General features: G+C 52.4%; 16 protein-coding genes. 10 read left to right on the forward strand and 6 right to left on the reverse strand.

Annotated features, from left to right (window positions below; all coding sequences use genetic code 11):
- Nucleotides 1-50: 50 nt before the first annotated feature.
- From gspH to UF06_RS21935, 7 genes are read left to right on the forward strand one after another with little or no spacing between them, the layout of a single operon-like run.
- Nucleotides 51-641, forward strand: a complete 591-nt coding sequence (gene gspH / locus UF06_RS21905) for a type II secretion system minor pseudopilin GspH (RefSeq protein WP_045572362.1) — start codon at nucleotides 51-53, stop codon at nucleotides 639-641.
- A complete protein-coding gene (gene gspI, locus UF06_RS21910; protein ID WP_045572363.1) occupies nucleotides 641-1003 on the forward strand; it encodes a type II secretion system minor pseudopilin GspI in 363 nt (120 codons plus the stop codon). The genes gspH and gspI overlap by 1 nt, the downstream gene beginning before the upstream one ends.
- On the forward strand, nucleotides 990-1661 hold the full coding sequence (gene gspJ / locus UF06_RS21915) for a type II secretion system minor pseudopilin GspJ (RefSeq protein ID WP_045572364.1): 672 nt from the start codon (nucleotides 990-992) through the stop codon (nucleotides 1659-1661). Before gspI ends, gspJ begins: the two co-directional genes overlap by 14 nt.
- Complete coding sequence (gene gspK / locus UF06_RS21920) at nucleotides 1654-2679, forward strand: type II secretion system minor pseudopilin GspK (protein ID WP_045572365.1); 1026 nt, start codon at nucleotides 1654-1656, stop codon at nucleotides 2677-2679. The genes gspJ and gspK overlap by 8 nt, the downstream gene beginning before the upstream one ends.
- The gene (gspL, locus tag UF06_RS21925; protein WP_045572366.1) at nucleotides 2648-3847 is read left to right on the forward strand and encodes a type II secretion system protein GspL; all 1200 of its coding nucleotides are present in this window, start codon (nucleotides 2648-2650) and stop codon (nucleotides 3845-3847) included. The genes gspK and gspL overlap by 32 nt, the downstream gene beginning before the upstream one ends.
- A 7-nt stretch (nucleotides 3848-3854) precedes the next feature.
- On the forward strand, nucleotides 3855-4346 hold the full coding sequence (locus UF06_RS21930; protein WP_045572367.1) for a type II secretion system protein M: 492 nt from the start codon (nucleotides 3855-3857) through the stop codon (nucleotides 4344-4346).
- Nucleotide 4347: 1 nt separating this feature from the next.
- Nucleotides 4348-5109, forward strand: a complete 762-nt coding sequence (locus tag UF06_RS21935) for a type II secretion system protein N (RefSeq protein WP_045572368.1) — start codon at nucleotides 4348-4350, stop codon at nucleotides 5107-5109.
- An 81-nt stretch (nucleotides 5110-5190) separates the two neighbouring features.
- Here UF06_RS21935 and cysQ read toward each other — a convergent pair whose 3' ends face one another.
- From cysQ to UF06_RS21955, 4 genes are all read right to left on the reverse strand, one after another.
- Nucleotides 5191-6018 (reverse strand): 3'(2'),5'-bisphosphate nucleotidase CysQ, encoded by an 828-nt coding sequence (gene cysQ / locus UF06_RS21940; protein ID WP_039422658.1) that lies wholly within the window; start codon nucleotides 6016-6018, stop codon nucleotides 5191-5193.
- Nucleotides 6019-6032: 14 nt separating this feature from the next.
- A complete protein-coding gene (gene nudE, locus UF06_RS21945) occupies nucleotides 6033-6587 on the reverse strand; it encodes an ADP compounds hydrolase NudE (protein WP_039422660.1) in 555 nt (184 codons plus the stop codon).
- Between the two features lie 155 nt (nucleotides 6588-6742).
- The gene (nfuA, locus tag UF06_RS21950) at nucleotides 6743-7327 is read right to left on the reverse strand and encodes a Fe-S biogenesis protein NfuA (RefSeq protein WP_045572369.1); all 585 of its coding nucleotides are present in this window, start codon (nucleotides 7325-7327) and stop codon (nucleotides 6743-6745) included.
- A gap of 134 nt (nucleotides 7328-7461) precedes the next feature.
- Nucleotides 7462-8160: a phosphoribosyltransferase family protein gene (locus tag UF06_RS21955; protein ID WP_082069810.1), complete on the reverse strand. Its 699-nt coding sequence runs from the start codon at nucleotides 8158-8160 to the stop codon at nucleotides 7462-7464.
- An 88-nt stretch (nucleotides 8161-8248) separates the two neighbouring features.
- Here UF06_RS21955 and bioH point away from each other — a divergent pair, with 88 nt between their 5' ends.
- Both bioH and UF06_RS21965 read left to right on the forward strand, forming a co-directional pair.
- Nucleotides 8249-9016, forward strand: a complete 768-nt coding sequence (bioH, locus tag UF06_RS21960) for a pimeloyl-ACP methyl ester esterase BioH (RefSeq protein ID WP_045572408.1) — start codon at nucleotides 8249-8251, stop codon at nucleotides 9014-9016.
- A 140-nt stretch (nucleotides 9017-9156) separates the two neighbouring features.
- Nucleotides 9157-9624: a hypothetical protein gene (locus tag UF06_RS21965; protein WP_045572371.1), complete on the forward strand. Its 468-nt coding sequence runs from the start codon at nucleotides 9157-9159 to the stop codon at nucleotides 9622-9624.
- A gap of 78 nt (nucleotides 9625-9702) precedes the next feature.
- Here the strand turns inward: UF06_RS21965 and UF06_RS21970 are convergent, their stop codons facing one another.
- Nucleotides 9703-12024: a Tex family protein gene (locus UF06_RS21970; RefSeq protein ID WP_045572372.1), complete on the reverse strand. Its 2322-nt coding sequence runs from the start codon at nucleotides 12022-12024 to the stop codon at nucleotides 9703-9705.
- Between the two features lie 234 nt (nucleotides 12025-12258).
- On the opposite strand from UF06_RS21970, the gene greB reads away from it, so the two are divergent.
- Entirely contained in the window at nucleotides 12259-12741 is a 483-nt protein-coding gene (gene greB / locus UF06_RS21980; protein ID WP_045572374.1) for a transcription elongation factor GreB, read from the forward strand.
- 82 nt (nucleotides 12742-12823) lie between these two features.
- Here the strand turns inward: greB and UF06_RS21985 are convergent, their stop codons facing one another.
- Nucleotides 12824-13570 (reverse strand): helix-turn-helix transcriptional regulator, encoded by a 747-nt coding sequence (locus tag UF06_RS21985; protein ID WP_139046435.1) that lies wholly within the window; start codon nucleotides 13568-13570, stop codon nucleotides 12824-12826.
- Nucleotides 13571-13781 lie beyond the last annotated feature (211 nt).

Below are 13781 nucleotides of genomic sequence, written 5' to 3' on the forward strand. Positions count from 1 at the left end.
TCGGTGAAGTTTGCAACGCAATAACAGTGAGAGAAAGCAGCTTGAAGAACATGTCCAATCAGCACCTGCGTGGTTTCACCTTGATCGAGATCTTGTTGGTGCTGGTGCTTCTCTCTCTGACGGCGGTGGCGGTGATCGCCACCCTTCCGACTCGCACTGATGACAGTGCCAAAAAATACGCCCAGAGTTTTTATCAACGATTGCAGTTGCTCAATGAAGAAGCGCTGCTCAGCGGTAAAGATTTTGGTATTCGTATCAATGAAGACAAATTCCGTTATACCTTGCTTGTATTGCAGGCAGAGGGATGGCAGAGCTTAGCACTCAACAAAATCCCTGCCACAACCGAACTGAAGAATGATGTTGCGCTGCAACTCTCCCTCGGGGGCGGTGTTTGGCAACAAGATGATCGCTTGTTTAAGCCGGGCTCTCTGTTTGATGAGGATATGTTTGCCGAAGAAGAAGGCAAAAAGAAAAAAGAGTCGCCGCCACAAATTTTCGTTTTGTCGAGCGGTGAACTGATGCCGTTCTCACTCTCTTTCTACCCACAAGACCGTGATGCGACAGAAGATGGTTGGCGTGTGAGGGCGAAAGATACCGGGCAAATTGTGCTGCTTGCCCCAGGCGAAGAAGAGAAAGAGTGATGGCCAACAAAGGTAAAAGCAGAGGCATGACGCTGCTGGAAGTGCTGGTTGCGCTGGCGATTTTTGCCACTGCGGCGATGAGCGTAATTCGAGCGGTCAGCCAACATATCAATACCATTGGCTATCTGGAAGAGAAGATGTTTGCCGCTATGGTGGCCGACAACCAGATGGCGAGTGTGATGCTCGACCCCAAATCGCTCAAAGCGCGCTCTGGCCAGGAAGAGATGGCCGGACGAACTTGGTACTGGAAAGTGGCGCCTGTGGCGACCGCGCAACCACTATTGAAAGCCTTTGACGTTAGCGTCGCGGTAGAGAAAGAATCGAATCCCATAGTGACGGTGAGAAGCTATGTCTGCCAGTAAAAGAAAGCGCCGACAGGGCTTTACCCTGATCGAAGTGTTGGTGTCGATCGCCATTTTCGCCACATTAAGCGTAGCCGCTTATCAGGTGGTGAATCAGGTGCAGCGCAGCAATCAGTTGTCGCAAGAGCGTAGTGCGCGTCTTAACGAGCTACAGCGAGCCTTGGTGATGCTGGATAACGATTTTCGTCAAATGGCGCTGCGCCCGATGCGCACTAATGGCGAAAGTCCATCAGCTAAGTTGATCGTCTGGGCTGATTATCTGCTCGAATCGGACAGTAAAGGGGTGATGTTTGCTCGTTTAGGCTGGCATAACCCTCAGCAGCAATTTCCGCGTGGTGAGGTGACGAAAGTCGGTTATCGCATCAAAGATGACAGGCTAGAGCGGGTATGGTGGCGTTACCCCGATACGCCCACTGGGCAAATGGGCGTCATTACGCCCTTGCTGAGTGGGGTGGAAACGTTTGAAATGCGTTTTTCCGATGGTAAGAAATGGAGCGATGAGTGGGATGTGGAGAACACCTTGCCCGCCGCCGTTTCGCTTGAATTGACACTGAAAGATTACGGCAAGATCTCGCGCGTCTATCTGACTCCGGAAGGAACGCTGCAAAAACGCGCCGACTCAGACAATCAGGATAGCAAGGATGACAACAATGGCTAAAGTGACCATCCGTCGTCAATCTGGCGTTGCTCTGGTGATTATCCTCATGCTGCTCGCTATTATGGCGACCATTGCGGCATCGATGTCAGAGCGGCTGTTTGCCCAGTTCCAGCGCGGCAGCAATCAAGTGAGCTACCAGCAAGCCTATTGGTATAGTTTGGGCGTGGAAGCGCTGGCCAAAGTTGCGATTGAGCAGAGCTACAAAGACAGTGATACCACGGTGAACTTAAACCAGCCGTGGGCGGTGGAAGAGAAAACCTATCCACTGGACTACGGTGAAGCGCGCGGGCGCATTTATGATCGCCAAGCGTGCTTTAACCTCAATGTGTTGGCGAGTGTTAAACCGCAGGATGGACAACTTGAGCGCCCTTACCTAGTCAAAGTGCTGCGAAGTTTGCTTGAAGAGAATGGGGTGGAAACGTATGAATCTGAGGTGGTCGCAGATTCGGTTTGGGAATTTATCGACAGTGACGACGCAGTTCGTTCCAGCTCGGGTGTGGAAGATGCCACTTACGAAGGTATGCAACCTTCGTATTTAGCGGCCAACGGCTTTATCGCCGACAGCAGTGAGCTGCGCGCGGTGTATAAGGTCACGGGTGAGATGATGGAAAAACTGCAACCCTTGTTGTGTGCTTTGCCGACTGATGACTGGCGATTAAATGTCAATACACTCGCCGAGGAGCAGAGCTCACTACTGGTGGCGCTGTTTTCGCCTACGCTTAATGAATCGAGTGCCAAAGATTTTATTGAAAAGCGACCATTTGACGGTTGGGCGAGTGTCGATGCCTTTATGGCAGAATCAGAACTGGCAGGTGTCAGTGATGAGATTAAAAAACAATCAAAAAAGTATCTCACCGTAGATAGTGCTTATTTTGAATTGGATGCGCAGGTCTTTGTTGATGACTCACGAGTGAGAATTCGCAGCCTAATGTACAGTAAAAACAGAGAAACCGTGACCGTTGTGCGTCGTCGTTTTGGAGGAATCAGTGAGCGAGTTTCTGACCGTTCGGCTGAGTAGCGAACAATATAGCCCGATCCCTTGGCTGGTTTGGTCTGCAGACCAACAAGAAGTGATCGCCAGTGGCGAGCTGCCAGATTGGCAGCAACTGGAAGAATTAAAACCTTTTGCAGAACAAAGAAGTGTGGTGGTACTCCTTGCATCGAGCGACCTTGTGCTCACTGATGTGGAGATCCCCGCTGGCGCCTCTCGTCAGATCGATAACATGCTGCCCTATCTGCTGGAAGATGAAATCGCGCAAGACGTGGACGACTTGCACTTTTCCATCTTGGCCAAAGAAGGCCGTCTTGCCCATGTTTGCGCCGTAGAGCGAGATTGGCTACATCACATTGTGGCGAAATTTCGTGAGCAAGGGATAGAGATCAAACGCATCGTGCCTGATTCTTTGGCGCTGCCGCTGAGTGACGAAGGGATGAGCGCCGCCCAACTGGGTGAGCAGTGGCTGTTTCGCCGCAGCGTCTATCAGGGCAGTGCGGTCGATCAAAGCTGGATGCCGCTCTATCTTGAGTCTTTGAGCTCTGACGAACCGTTAACGGTAACCAGTTTCAGTAGCATACCGCCAGAGACAGGTAAGGTGAATTGGTTGGCTCAGCCAGCTGAAATGACCATGGCACTGCTGAGCCAAGGCGTGGCAAACATCAAATTCTCTTTGCTGACTGGGGCATTTAAGCCGAAATCGTCTTGGCTGAAACACTGGAAAGTGTGGCAGAAGGTGGCAATCACTGGGGCGCTACTGATCGTTGCGGTGGTGGCGCAGCAGATGCTCACCATTCAACAATATGAAGCGCAGGCCAACGCCTATCGCGCGGAGAGCGAGCGTGTTTTCCGCCAGGTTTTGCCCGGTAAGAACAAGATCCCGACCGTCAGTTACCTCAAAAGGCAGATGGAAGACGAAGAGCGTCGTTTGTCTGGGGGCGCGGGTGGTGACTCCATTCTCGATTGGATGGCGCTCATTCCCGACACCATTGGTAAAGTGAAGAACTTTGAGGTGCAGAGCGTCAAGTACGATGGCAATCGCGGCGAAGTACGCATTCAAGCACAGAGCAAAGATTTCCAGATTTTCGAACAAGCTCGAGTCGCTCTGAGCGAACATTTTCAGGTGGAACAAGGGCAGCTCAACCGCACCGGCGATTCGGTGGTGGGCAGCTTTGTGTTGAAGCGTAAGTGAGGCCAGAATGACAAATTTACGAACCATGCTGCAAACTTGGTGGAGCGGCATCAGCCCTCGCGAACAGCGCCTAGTGATGGTGTGCAGTATTTTTGCCTTGTTAGGGGCAATTTATTGGGGCATTTTGCAGCCGATCGAGATGCGAGCCGAGCAGGCGCAGATGCGCATTCAGAGCGAAAAGCAACGGCTCGGTTGGGTGAAAGAGAAAGCGGACGACATCAGCCAAAAACGGGTGAGCGCTGGGGTACAGGTGTCCAATCAGCCACTCAACCAAGTGATCTCATCGTCCACTCGCCAATTCAACATCGAGCTGCAACGGGTGCAACCGCGCAATGAGATGTTGCAAGTGTGGGTGGCACCGATGCCGTTCAACCGTTTTGTCGATTGGTTGACCTATTTAAAAGAGAAACAAGGCATCGAAGTGGAATTTATGGATATTGACCGCGGAAAAGAAGCGGGCGTGGTGGAAATTAACCGATTGCAGTTTAAGCGAGGTTAATGTGAAACGCGGTATAGTTTATGGCCTGATTTTTATTGTTTTTTTCAGCATCAGCCTGATTTCGAGTATTCCGGCCAGTTTTGTGCTCAGTTATCTTCCGCCCGTGCGGGGGTTAGCGATTGAAGGTCCTTCCGGTACCATTTGGCAAGGCAGCGCGCACAAAATCACCTGGCAAGGACAAGATCTCGGCGAAGTGAACTGGGATGTGCAGTGGATGCCGCTGCTTACGGGCAATGCGGAAGTGGCATTGCGTTTTGGTCGCGGCAGCGAGATGAATTTACGTGGTAAAGGGCGTGTTGGTTATAGCCTAAGCCGAGGCGCTTACGTAGAAAATTTGCTGGCTTCGCTTCCCGCGAAGCACATCGCCAGCAAGATCCCGATGCCGTTACCGATTGATGTGGAAGGGCAAGTGGAGCTGAATGTCGCCCAAGCGGTGTATCAAGCGCCGTGGTGTGCAACAGGAGCTGGCACCTTAGTGTGGAGCACGGCCAAAGTGAGCACACCGATTGGTGGGCTCGACTTGGGCCCAGTGATCACCGATATTCAGTGTGAAAACAGTCTGCTCGTGGCCAAAGGATCGCAGCAGAGTGAACAGGTCAGCGCCTCCTTTAGCGCGGAAGTCAGCCCTAATCGCCAGTACGTCACCTCGGCGTGGTTTAAACCGGGGGCGGCGTTCCCTTCTTCGATGAAGTCACAACTAAGCTGGTTGGGCAATCCTAATGCTCAGGGGCAGTATCAGTTTGACTACAAAGGCCGCTTCTAGCCGTCCTAGTGGCAATGCACAACATGAAAAAGCGAGCGGATTTCCGCTCGCTTTTTTTGTCGTTGTCGGTTTGCTCTTACGCTAGTCTTTGCCCTGCAAAATCTCATGCCACGGCAGATCGGCATCGCCCAACACAATGAAATTCGGGTTCTCTAACGTGTCGCGTTCGTTGTACGACAAAGGCTCCAGTTGAGTGCTGAGAATGCGACCACCCGCTTCTTCGACAATACACTGCGTCGCGGCGGTGTCCCACTCTCCGGTTGGGCCTAAACGGAGATAACAATCCACTGCGCCTTCCGCCACCAAACAGGCTTTGAGGGCCGCCGAGCCGAGCGGCACCAGATCGTAATTCCAAGCACTGCTCATGCGGTTGGTGATGCGATTGATGTCCTGACGACGGCTGATGGCAATTGCAATATTTTGCCCAGGCAGCTCATGCTTGTGGGTCTGAATTCTCAGGCTTTGATCCATCTGCGGGATTTTCCACGCGCCTTTGCCATGGTAAGCGTAGTAAGTTACGCCAGAGACCGGGCCATAGACCACGCCCATCACGGGCCGATTATTCTCCACTAACGCAATGATGGTGGCAAAGTCGCCGCTGCGCGCAATAAACTCTTGCGTGCCATCCAGCGGGTCAACTAGCCAATACCGGTTCCACTGCGCGCGCCTTTCTAAACTGATGTCGGCGGCCTCCTCAGACAGGACGGGAATGTCTGGGGTTAACTCACTGAGTTGCTTGGTGATCAGTTTGTGAGCGGCGAGATCGGCACTGGTGACCGGCGTCGCGTCGTCTTTGGTAAAGGCTTCATATTGCTTGGTTTGATAAATATCGAGGATCAGTTGTCCGGCAGAGCGGGCGATGTCGATGACCTGAGGTAATAGTTGAGATAAATCTTTTGTTGTCTGCATGGGGCTTGTCCTTACTACCCGGCTTGATTGAGCGCTTTAATGGCCAGTAGCAACGCAGTGATGCTGCGCGATTCACAAAAATCGAGGTGATTGAGCAGCTCTTCTGCCTGTTGCAAAGGCCAACGCACCACTTCCAGAGGTTCAGGCTCATCGCCTTGCAGCGTTTCTGGATACAGATCTTGCGCAATGAACAGTGTCATTTTGCTCGAAAAATAGGACGGAGCGAGCACGACCTGTTTGAGGGGCGTTAGTTTTCTTGCGCCAAAGCCGATTTCTTCTTTTAGTTCTCTGTCCGCTGCCTGCTCTGGGCTCTCACCACTGTCTATCAGCCCTTTAGGAAAACCGAGTTCATAACGTTCTGTGCCTGCAGCGTACTCCCTTACTAATAGTAGGTCACCCTGCTCAGTGATGGGAACCATCATGACGGCATTTCTGCCGCTCGGCTTCATACGTTCATAAATTCGTTCTTCGCCATTGGAGAAACGCAATTGCAGAGCTTCGATGGCAAACAGTCTGGACTTGGCAACAATGTCACTCTTGAGGATTTCGGGTTCTTTCCTTCGGCTCATTGCGTGTACTCCTTCACCGCGAGATGGTTAGCTGCGTTAAGTTAATAGGCAATTTTAGGGATTTGCTGAGTCAATATAAACGAAAAGAAAAAATAATCGAAAAGAAAAGGCTGGCGCAATGTGCCAACCTTTTTCTTTATCGCCATCTGGCGCGATTAATAGTACGAGTGCTCGCCACGATCGTGTTCTGTTGCATCACGTACCGCTGTCAGTTCTCCGGCAAACTGTTGCAGCAACTCTTTCTCAATGCCTTCTTTGAGCGTGACATCCACCATAGAACAACCGTTACAACCACCGCCGAAAGAGACAATCGCCACGCCTTGCTCGGTGATTTCCACCAAGTTGACATGGCCACCGTGCCCCGCCAACTGCGGGTTCACTTGAGTTTGAATTGCATATTCAACTCGTTCAATCAGCGGCGCGTCGTCAGACACTTTACGCATTTTGGCGTTTGGCGCTTTAAGCGTCAGTTGTGAGCCCATTTTGTCGCTGACGTAGTCGATCTCTGCATTTTCCAAAAAGGGCAGGCTCAACTCATCAACGTAAGCGGAAAAACCTTGGTAAGGAATTTCGGTATCGGTGCCTTCAACCGCTTCTGGTGGACAGTATGAAACGCCACATTCCGCATTCTGTGTGCCCGGATTGACGACGAAAATACGAATGTTGGTACCGTCAGGCTGTTGGCCTAATAGGTTGGCGAAGTGAGTTTGTGCAGATTCAGTAATAGTAATATTTGACACGACTAAATACCCGAGTGAATTTGTAGGTTATTGATGCCATTCTACTCCTGATAGCGAAAGGATCTAGTCTTTTGCAGCGAAAAAACCACCAATTTCAGCGCATGTACCGCTTGAGCGATTGGTCGCTGATGGCGCTACTTCGGCTCAGGAGTGCGGCAGATGCAATAAATATCAATGCTTTCCACCCCGACTGCAAGCAGTAATTGGCATAATTGTCGCACTGTGCTGCCGGTCGTGACGACGTCGTCAACAATCGCCACGTGTTTGGCCTGAATTGGCCGATTTAAGCGAAAAGCGCCCGCGAGATTGCGCTGCCTCTGCTGTTTGTTGAGCCCTTGCTGGGGAGGCGTGTGAGTGGTGCGGCGAAAGGCGCCGGGCAGATAGTGCTGCCCAAGGGCGTGGGCCAACTGTGCGGCGAAAAGGTCGCTCTGATTAAAACCACGTCGCCACTGCCGACGCCAGTGCATGGGGACAGAGAGCAGCAGCGGGGCGGGCTCTGCAATGCGCTCGGCAAGGAGCACGGCAACGGGTTGACAGAAACGAAATTGGCGCTGGTGTTTGATCTGATTGACATACCAAGCGGTAGGAAATTGGTAATCGCTCAGGCAATACAAGCGTCGCCAAACGGGTGGGGTACGCAGACATTGGCCGCATTCGGCGACGTTACTTAAGGTGGGCAAACCACAGCGGCGGCAACGAGGCGTAGGTGAAAAATAGCCAAGACAATGGTCACACCAAAGAGAGGCGCTGGCAGATGAACAGGGTAAACCGCACAGGTGACACAGCCTAGGCAGTGATCGGAGTGTTTTTTCACGCAGCCAATGAGTTAACATAATCATTTCGAAATAAAAGCAGATGAGCACTCAATGTAGCCAACAGGCGAGACTGAGCGGAGTGGAAAAAGTGGGAGAGTGTTTGAGCATGGACACACAATTGCATTGGCAAGTGAGTGGGGAAGGGCAAGATTTGGTGTTGCTGCACGGCTGGGGAATGAACGGGGCAGTGTGGCAGCAGAGTGTGGAGCGCTTGCAAACGCATTTTCGGGTGCATGTGGTGGACTTGCCCGGCTACGGTCACAGCGCGCATCTGCCGGCCAGCAGTTTAGAAGCGATCGCCCAGTTATTGTTGCCGCATGCGCCTCGTCAAGCGATTTGGGTCGGCTGGTCGCTCGGTGGACTGGTGGCGACGCACATGGCGCTGCATCACGCCGACTATGTTAGCAAATTGGTGACGGTCGCCAGCTCGCCAAAATTTGCCGCCGAATCTAAATGGCGCGGCATTCAGCCCAGCGTGTTGCACGCGTTTACCGAGCAGCTCAGTGAAGACTTTCACACCACCGTAGAGCGCTTTATGGCACTGCAAGCCATGGGTAGCCCTTCCGCTCGTCAGGATGTGAAAAACTTAAAGCAGGCGGTGTTGTCGCGTCCAGAGCCGAACCCGCAAGCCTTGCTGGCTGGGTTGAAAATGTTGGCCGAAGTGGATTTGCGTGAGCACTTGCCGCATCTCATTATGCCGATGCTGCGTCTGTATGGTCGCTTGGATGGCTTAGTGCCCGTTAAGATTGCCGAGCAACTCACCGCTGCACTGCCGAGTAGCGAGCAGTTTATTTTCAGCCAATCGTCCCATGCGCCCTTTATCACCGAGCCCGAAAGTTTTTGCCATCAACTCATCAGGTTTGCGGCGAAATAAAAACTAAAATTGTTTAAATATTGGTCGATAACTAAGTGACCAAGGTTATTCTCACTGAAGGTTTTCCTCTCGGGAGCATGAATTGGCGCTGTTCGCAGCAATGCGCACGGCTGAGGGCGATTCTTTGAGGAGGTATCGCGATGATTGTGTCACCGACCACTGTGAGTGTGCCACTGATCGCCCCATCGGTAAATGTGCAAACAGAGCAGGTTGCGCGTGACAATCGAGTGCGTGAGCCCGTCGCGCCACCCGTGGCGCTGGCAAAGTCCAATGCGGAACGTAAAGTCAAAAGTGACGATAAACGGCGACGGCAGTCGTCTTGGGATCCGAGTGAACATCCCGGCTACGAGATGGATACTGCAGATAGCATCGCGGTGTATCATGATGAAGCCAAAGATGCGATTGATCGGCTCTTTAGTTTGATATCACTGGGCAGTTACGCAGAAGAGCAGGGCAAAGGCTATGCGATTCGTTACCGCCTACCTAAGCGCGTTTTGGATGCGGTGATAAAAGAAGGCGTGATGGAAAAGCGCCGAAAGATCATCAAATACCACTATGGTCATTCGGTCGTGCCCCACACTCCTTCGGAAGTGATTGCGGTGTTGTAAGCGCAATTCAATAAAAAACCCACAATGGGCAGCCGTTGTGGGTTTGTTTTTATTCAATGAGCTCTGTTGATTGCTGCGCTATTTTTTGGCTTTGGCAAAAGCAGCCGCAAATGCGCCACCCATCGCGCCCCCGAGAGTGTTGCCTTGTGGCTCATCACGACGTGGTGAGCGGCGCTCTTGACCGGAGCGAGGCGCCGCGCTGCGTTGGCTGCGGTTATCTTGCCCGGGTTCATCGTTTAAGCGCATCGAGAGGGCGATGCGTTTACGCTGCACGTCCACTTCCATCACCTTGACCTTGACGATGTCGCCTGCTTTGACGACTTCACGAGGATCGGCGACAAAGCGATCGGTCAACGCGGAAATGTGCACTAAGCCATCTTGATGCACACCGATATCGACAAACGCGCCGAAATTGGCCACGTTTGATACCACGCCTTCCAAAATCATTCCCACTTCCAGATCGCGCACTTCATGGATGCCTTCGGCAAACGTGGCAGTTTTAAATTCCGGGCGTGGATCGCGGCCCGGTTTATCCAACTCTTTGATGATGTCGGTAACCGTTGGCAGACCAAAATGTTCATCAGTGTAGTCGAGTGCACGCAGCCCTTTAAGGAAGTTGGAATCGCCAATCAGCGCTTTGACCTCTTTGTGATTTTTCTCGGCAATCGCCTTCACCACCGGATAGGCTTCCGGGTGCACCGCCGAGGCATCCAGTGGGTTTTTGCCATCCATAATGCGCAAAAAGCCCGCACACTGTTCAAACGCTTTTGGCCCTAAACGAGGCACTTTCTTCAAGGTTGCACGGCTAGCAAAGCGGCCGTTTTCGTCACGAAAATCGACGATGTTCTGTGCCAATGTGGTGGAAAGCCCCGCGACGCGAGTCAGCAGGGCGGCCGAGGCGGTATTCACATCCACGCCGACCGCGTTTACACAGTCTTCCACCACCGCGTCCAGACGTTTCGCCAACATGGCTTGACTGACATCGTGCTGATATTGGCCCACGCCGATCGATTTCGGATCGATTTTCACCAGCTCCGCCAGTGGGTCTTGCAGGCGACGGGCAATAGACACCGCACCGCGCAGCGACACATCCATATTCGGGAACTCTTTCGCCGCCAGTTCGGATGCCGAATAAACCGACGCTCCCGCTTCGCTGACCATGATTTTCTGTACTTTGAGGTTGCCGCGTTTGATCAAATCGGCTGCGAACGCATCGGTCTCACGTGAAGCGGTGCCGTTGCCAATCGCAATCAAATCGACATTGTGTTGCTTGATCAAGGCCGTCACGGTTTGCATGGCGCGATCATACTGGTTCTGTGGCACGTGCGGGTAGATGGTGTCGGTGGCCAGCACTTTGCCGGTGGCATCGACTACCGCTACTTTACAACCGGTGCGCAGGCCCGGGTCGAGTCCTAAGGTGGCGCGTGGCCCAGCCGGAGCGGCCATCAACAGATCTTTGAGGTTGGTGGCAAACACTTCAATCGCTTCGATTTCGGCACGCTCTTTCATCGCGCCCATCAACTCGGTTTCCATATGCATCGAAACCTTGATGCGCCATGCCCAGCTAATGACCTGTTTACGCCAAGGGTCGGCTGGTGCACTGCTGAGTGTCACGCCGTAGTGATCGGCAATCAGCGTCTCGCAGTAAGATTGACGTGCGTTCTCTTCTTGTCCCGGATCGGCGTTGAGCGTCAAGCTCAAAAAGCCTTCATTGCGGCCACGCAGCATCGCCAGCGCGCGGTGTGATGGCACCTTGCTGATGAGCTCGTTGTGCTCAAAGTAGTCTTTGAACTTCTCGCCTTCCTGCTCTTTGCCCGCCACGACGCGCGAAACAATTTCCGCATTACGCGTCAGGTGCGCACGGATTTTCTCCAGCAAGTTCGCGTCTTCGGCGATGCGCTCCATGATGATCGCGCGTGCGCCATCCAGCGCGGCCTTGTTCTCTTCGACTCCTTTTTCTGCGTTAATGTAGCGCGCGGCTTCGCTTTCAGGTTCGGTCTGTGGCTGGTTCCACAGCGTATCGGCCAGCGGTTCGAGGCCCGCTTCAATCGCTATTTGCCCTTTAGTGCGGCGTTTGGGTTTGTATGGCAGGTAGAGATCTTCTAAGCGCGTTTTGCTGTCTGCGTTGAGGATCTCTCTTTCCAGTTCGGCGCTCAGTTTGCCTTGCTCGGCGATTGATTTAAGAATGGTTTGGCGACGGTCGTCCAGCTCGCGTAGATAAGACAAACGGCTATCGAGGTTACGCAGCTGCGTGTCGTCCAACCCGCCCGTCACCTCTTTGCGGTAGCGGGCAATAAAGGGCACTGTGTTGCCGTCATCAATTAGGGTGACGGCGGCGATGACCTGCTCCGGGCGTACATTCAGCTCCTGAGCAATCAGATTACAGATAGCTTGGCTCATCCGTGGGATCTCTTTGTTCTTCGTTAATGTGGCTAATATGGGGATGGTAATGCGTCGATTCCACCCCGCAATGCATGAATCGGCCAGCAAGGGCGCAGTGGGGGGATTAATAGCACGTTTCGCCGTGGCTTTTGAGAGCATACAGTCAATTCTTTGGCCTGCACTGGTAAAAGCGGGCAAAAGTCGTTACTTTTCGCTCCATCTGATTCCGTTCGAACCGATAAAGGAAAGTGCGTGAAAACCAAAATGATTACCCGTGAGGGGTACAACAAGCTCAAAAAAGAGCTCGATTATCTGTGGAAAGAGCAGCGTCCGGAGATCACGCAGAAAGTGGCGTGGGCCGCGAGCCTTGGCGATCGCTCTGAAAACGCAGATTACACCTACAACAAACGCTTGCTGCGCCAAATTGATCGCCGCGTGCGCTTTTTGAGCAAATTGCTACCGGAAGTGAAGATCGTCGATTACGCGCCGCAACAAGAGGGCAAAGTCTTCTTCGGCGCGTGGGTAGAAATTGAAAACGAAGCGGGCGAAGTAATGAAGTTTCGCATCGTCGGCCCAGAAGAGATCTACGGCGACGCCAAAGGCTACATTTCGATTGATTCGCCGATGGCGCGCGCGCTGCTGAAAAAAGAAGTCGATGACGAAGTGCAAGTGCCGACGCCAAGCGGCATCAAAGAGTGGTTTATCAATTCGATTGAATACGATAAAGGGGAGTGATGTTTTACTCTCGAGTACCACTCAACAAGGCTTGTATTGCAGATTCTCTCCAATGGGGAGAGTCGCTCATAAAGGGGCGCGGTCAGCGTTTCTCTAAGCTTAATAAGTAATTGCGCAGATTGACGCCGCGGTTGGTGATGCCCAATTTGTTGCGCAGGCTGTTGCGGTGGTTTTCCACCGTTTTCCGCGCCACATTAAGCGTGCTCGCGATCTCTTGGCTCGACATGCCACTGCGAATGAACTCCGCCACCTGTAGCTCCGACGGTGTCAGCACTTCGAGTAAGCGACTGTTGATCGCACCGCCCTCTTGCAGCAGATTTTCCATATTGGTTTTGACGATTTCCAGGCACAGTTTCAAGCTCGGATCTTGCAGTTGCGACAGGCGTCGTTCCACTTCTGGTAGGTGTTTGCTGCGGATTTCTTGTTGCAGTTCATCAGGGAGCTGAGTTGTTCCTGATTGACTCAATAGGCTCAAGGACTCGGTCAGCTCATGAATGATTTGATAGTCTTGTTCAATGGCGCTGAGTTTCGGCTCGATAGCGACTTTTTCCTTCGATTCAATTTGCAAGCAATACAGTGGTTGGTAATCCGCGTCGTGCAACAGACAGATGGAAAAGTGCAAATTGGCAATGTCAAAACTGAGCTGATTCACTTCGCCTCGCACCATAGCGCGAATTTGGCTGATGAACAGTGGCCCAACCAGGAAAACCAAGTCATCTAAGGTCTGCAGTGACAAGGTGGCAACCGGATAGTTGCTGGCGACTACCTTTTCTTCACGATCAAAGGCCACAAAATAAATGTCATGCAGCGCAAGCAACTGTTGATACATGTTGCTAGTCATTCGACTATTCATCGTGTCTGAAGAGGGCATAAACCGTCACATTTCTCTGCTGATTGAACCTGAACCGACAATATACCTATCTTTTACCTATTAGGCATCTCAATTTTCACCATCGCTCACGGTGCGACTTTGCTCATCCAAGGGGATAATTCACTCAAAATGGCGCCTTATTGCTCAATTATCGGCCGATTTTGCGATT

Source organism: Vibrio sp. S234-5 (assembly GCF_000960595.1).
Classification (GTDB): Bacteria; Pseudomonadota; Gammaproteobacteria; order Enterobacterales; family Vibrionaceae; genus Vibrio.

Bases quoted from the DNA above. Each gene is read 5' to 3' on its own strand.
- UF06_RS21955 (WP_082069810.1), bottom strand. From the start codon at position 8,160: ATGTTAACTCATTGGCTGCGTGAAAAAACACTCCGATCACTGCCTAGG.
- UF06_RS21985 (WP_139046435.1), bottom strand. From the start codon at position 13,570: ATGTATCAACAGTTGCTTGCGCTGCATGACATTTATTTTGTGGCCTTT.
- bioH (WP_045572408.1), top strand. From the start codon at position 8,249: ATGGACACACAATTGCATTGGCAAGTGAGTGGGGAAGGGCAAGATTTG.
- UF06_RS21970 (WP_045572372.1), bottom strand. From the start codon at position 12,024: ATGAGCCAAGCTATCTGTAATCTGATTGCTCAGGAGCTGAATGTACGC.
- nudE (WP_039422660.1), bottom strand. From the start codon at position 6,587: ATGAGCCGAAGGAAAGAACCCGAAATCCTCAAGAGTGACATTGTTGCC.
- gspH (WP_045572362.1), top strand. From the start codon at position 51: ATGTCCAATCAGCACCTGCGTGGTTTCACCTTGATCGAGATCTTGTTG.
- UF06_RS21965 (WP_045572371.1), top strand. From the start codon at position 9,157: ATGATTGTGTCACCGACCACTGTGAGTGTGCCACTGATCGCCCCATCG.
- cysQ (WP_039422658.1), bottom strand. From the start codon at position 6,018: ATGCAGACAACAAAAGATTTATCTCAACTATTACCTCAGGTCATCGAC.
- gspK (WP_045572365.1), top strand. From the start codon at position 1,654: ATGGCTAAAGTGACCATCCGTCGTCAATCTGGCGTTGCTCTGGTGATT.
- gspJ (WP_045572364.1), top strand. From the start codon at position 990: ATGTCTGCCAGTAAAAGAAAGCGCCGACAGGGCTTTACCCTGATCGAA.
- UF06_RS21930 (WP_045572367.1), top strand. From the start codon at position 3,855: ATGACAAATTTACGAACCATGCTGCAAACTTGGTGGAGCGGCATCAGC.
- gspI (WP_045572363.1), top strand. From the start codon at position 641: ATGGCCAACAAAGGTAAAAGCAGAGGCATGACGCTGCTGGAAGTGCTG.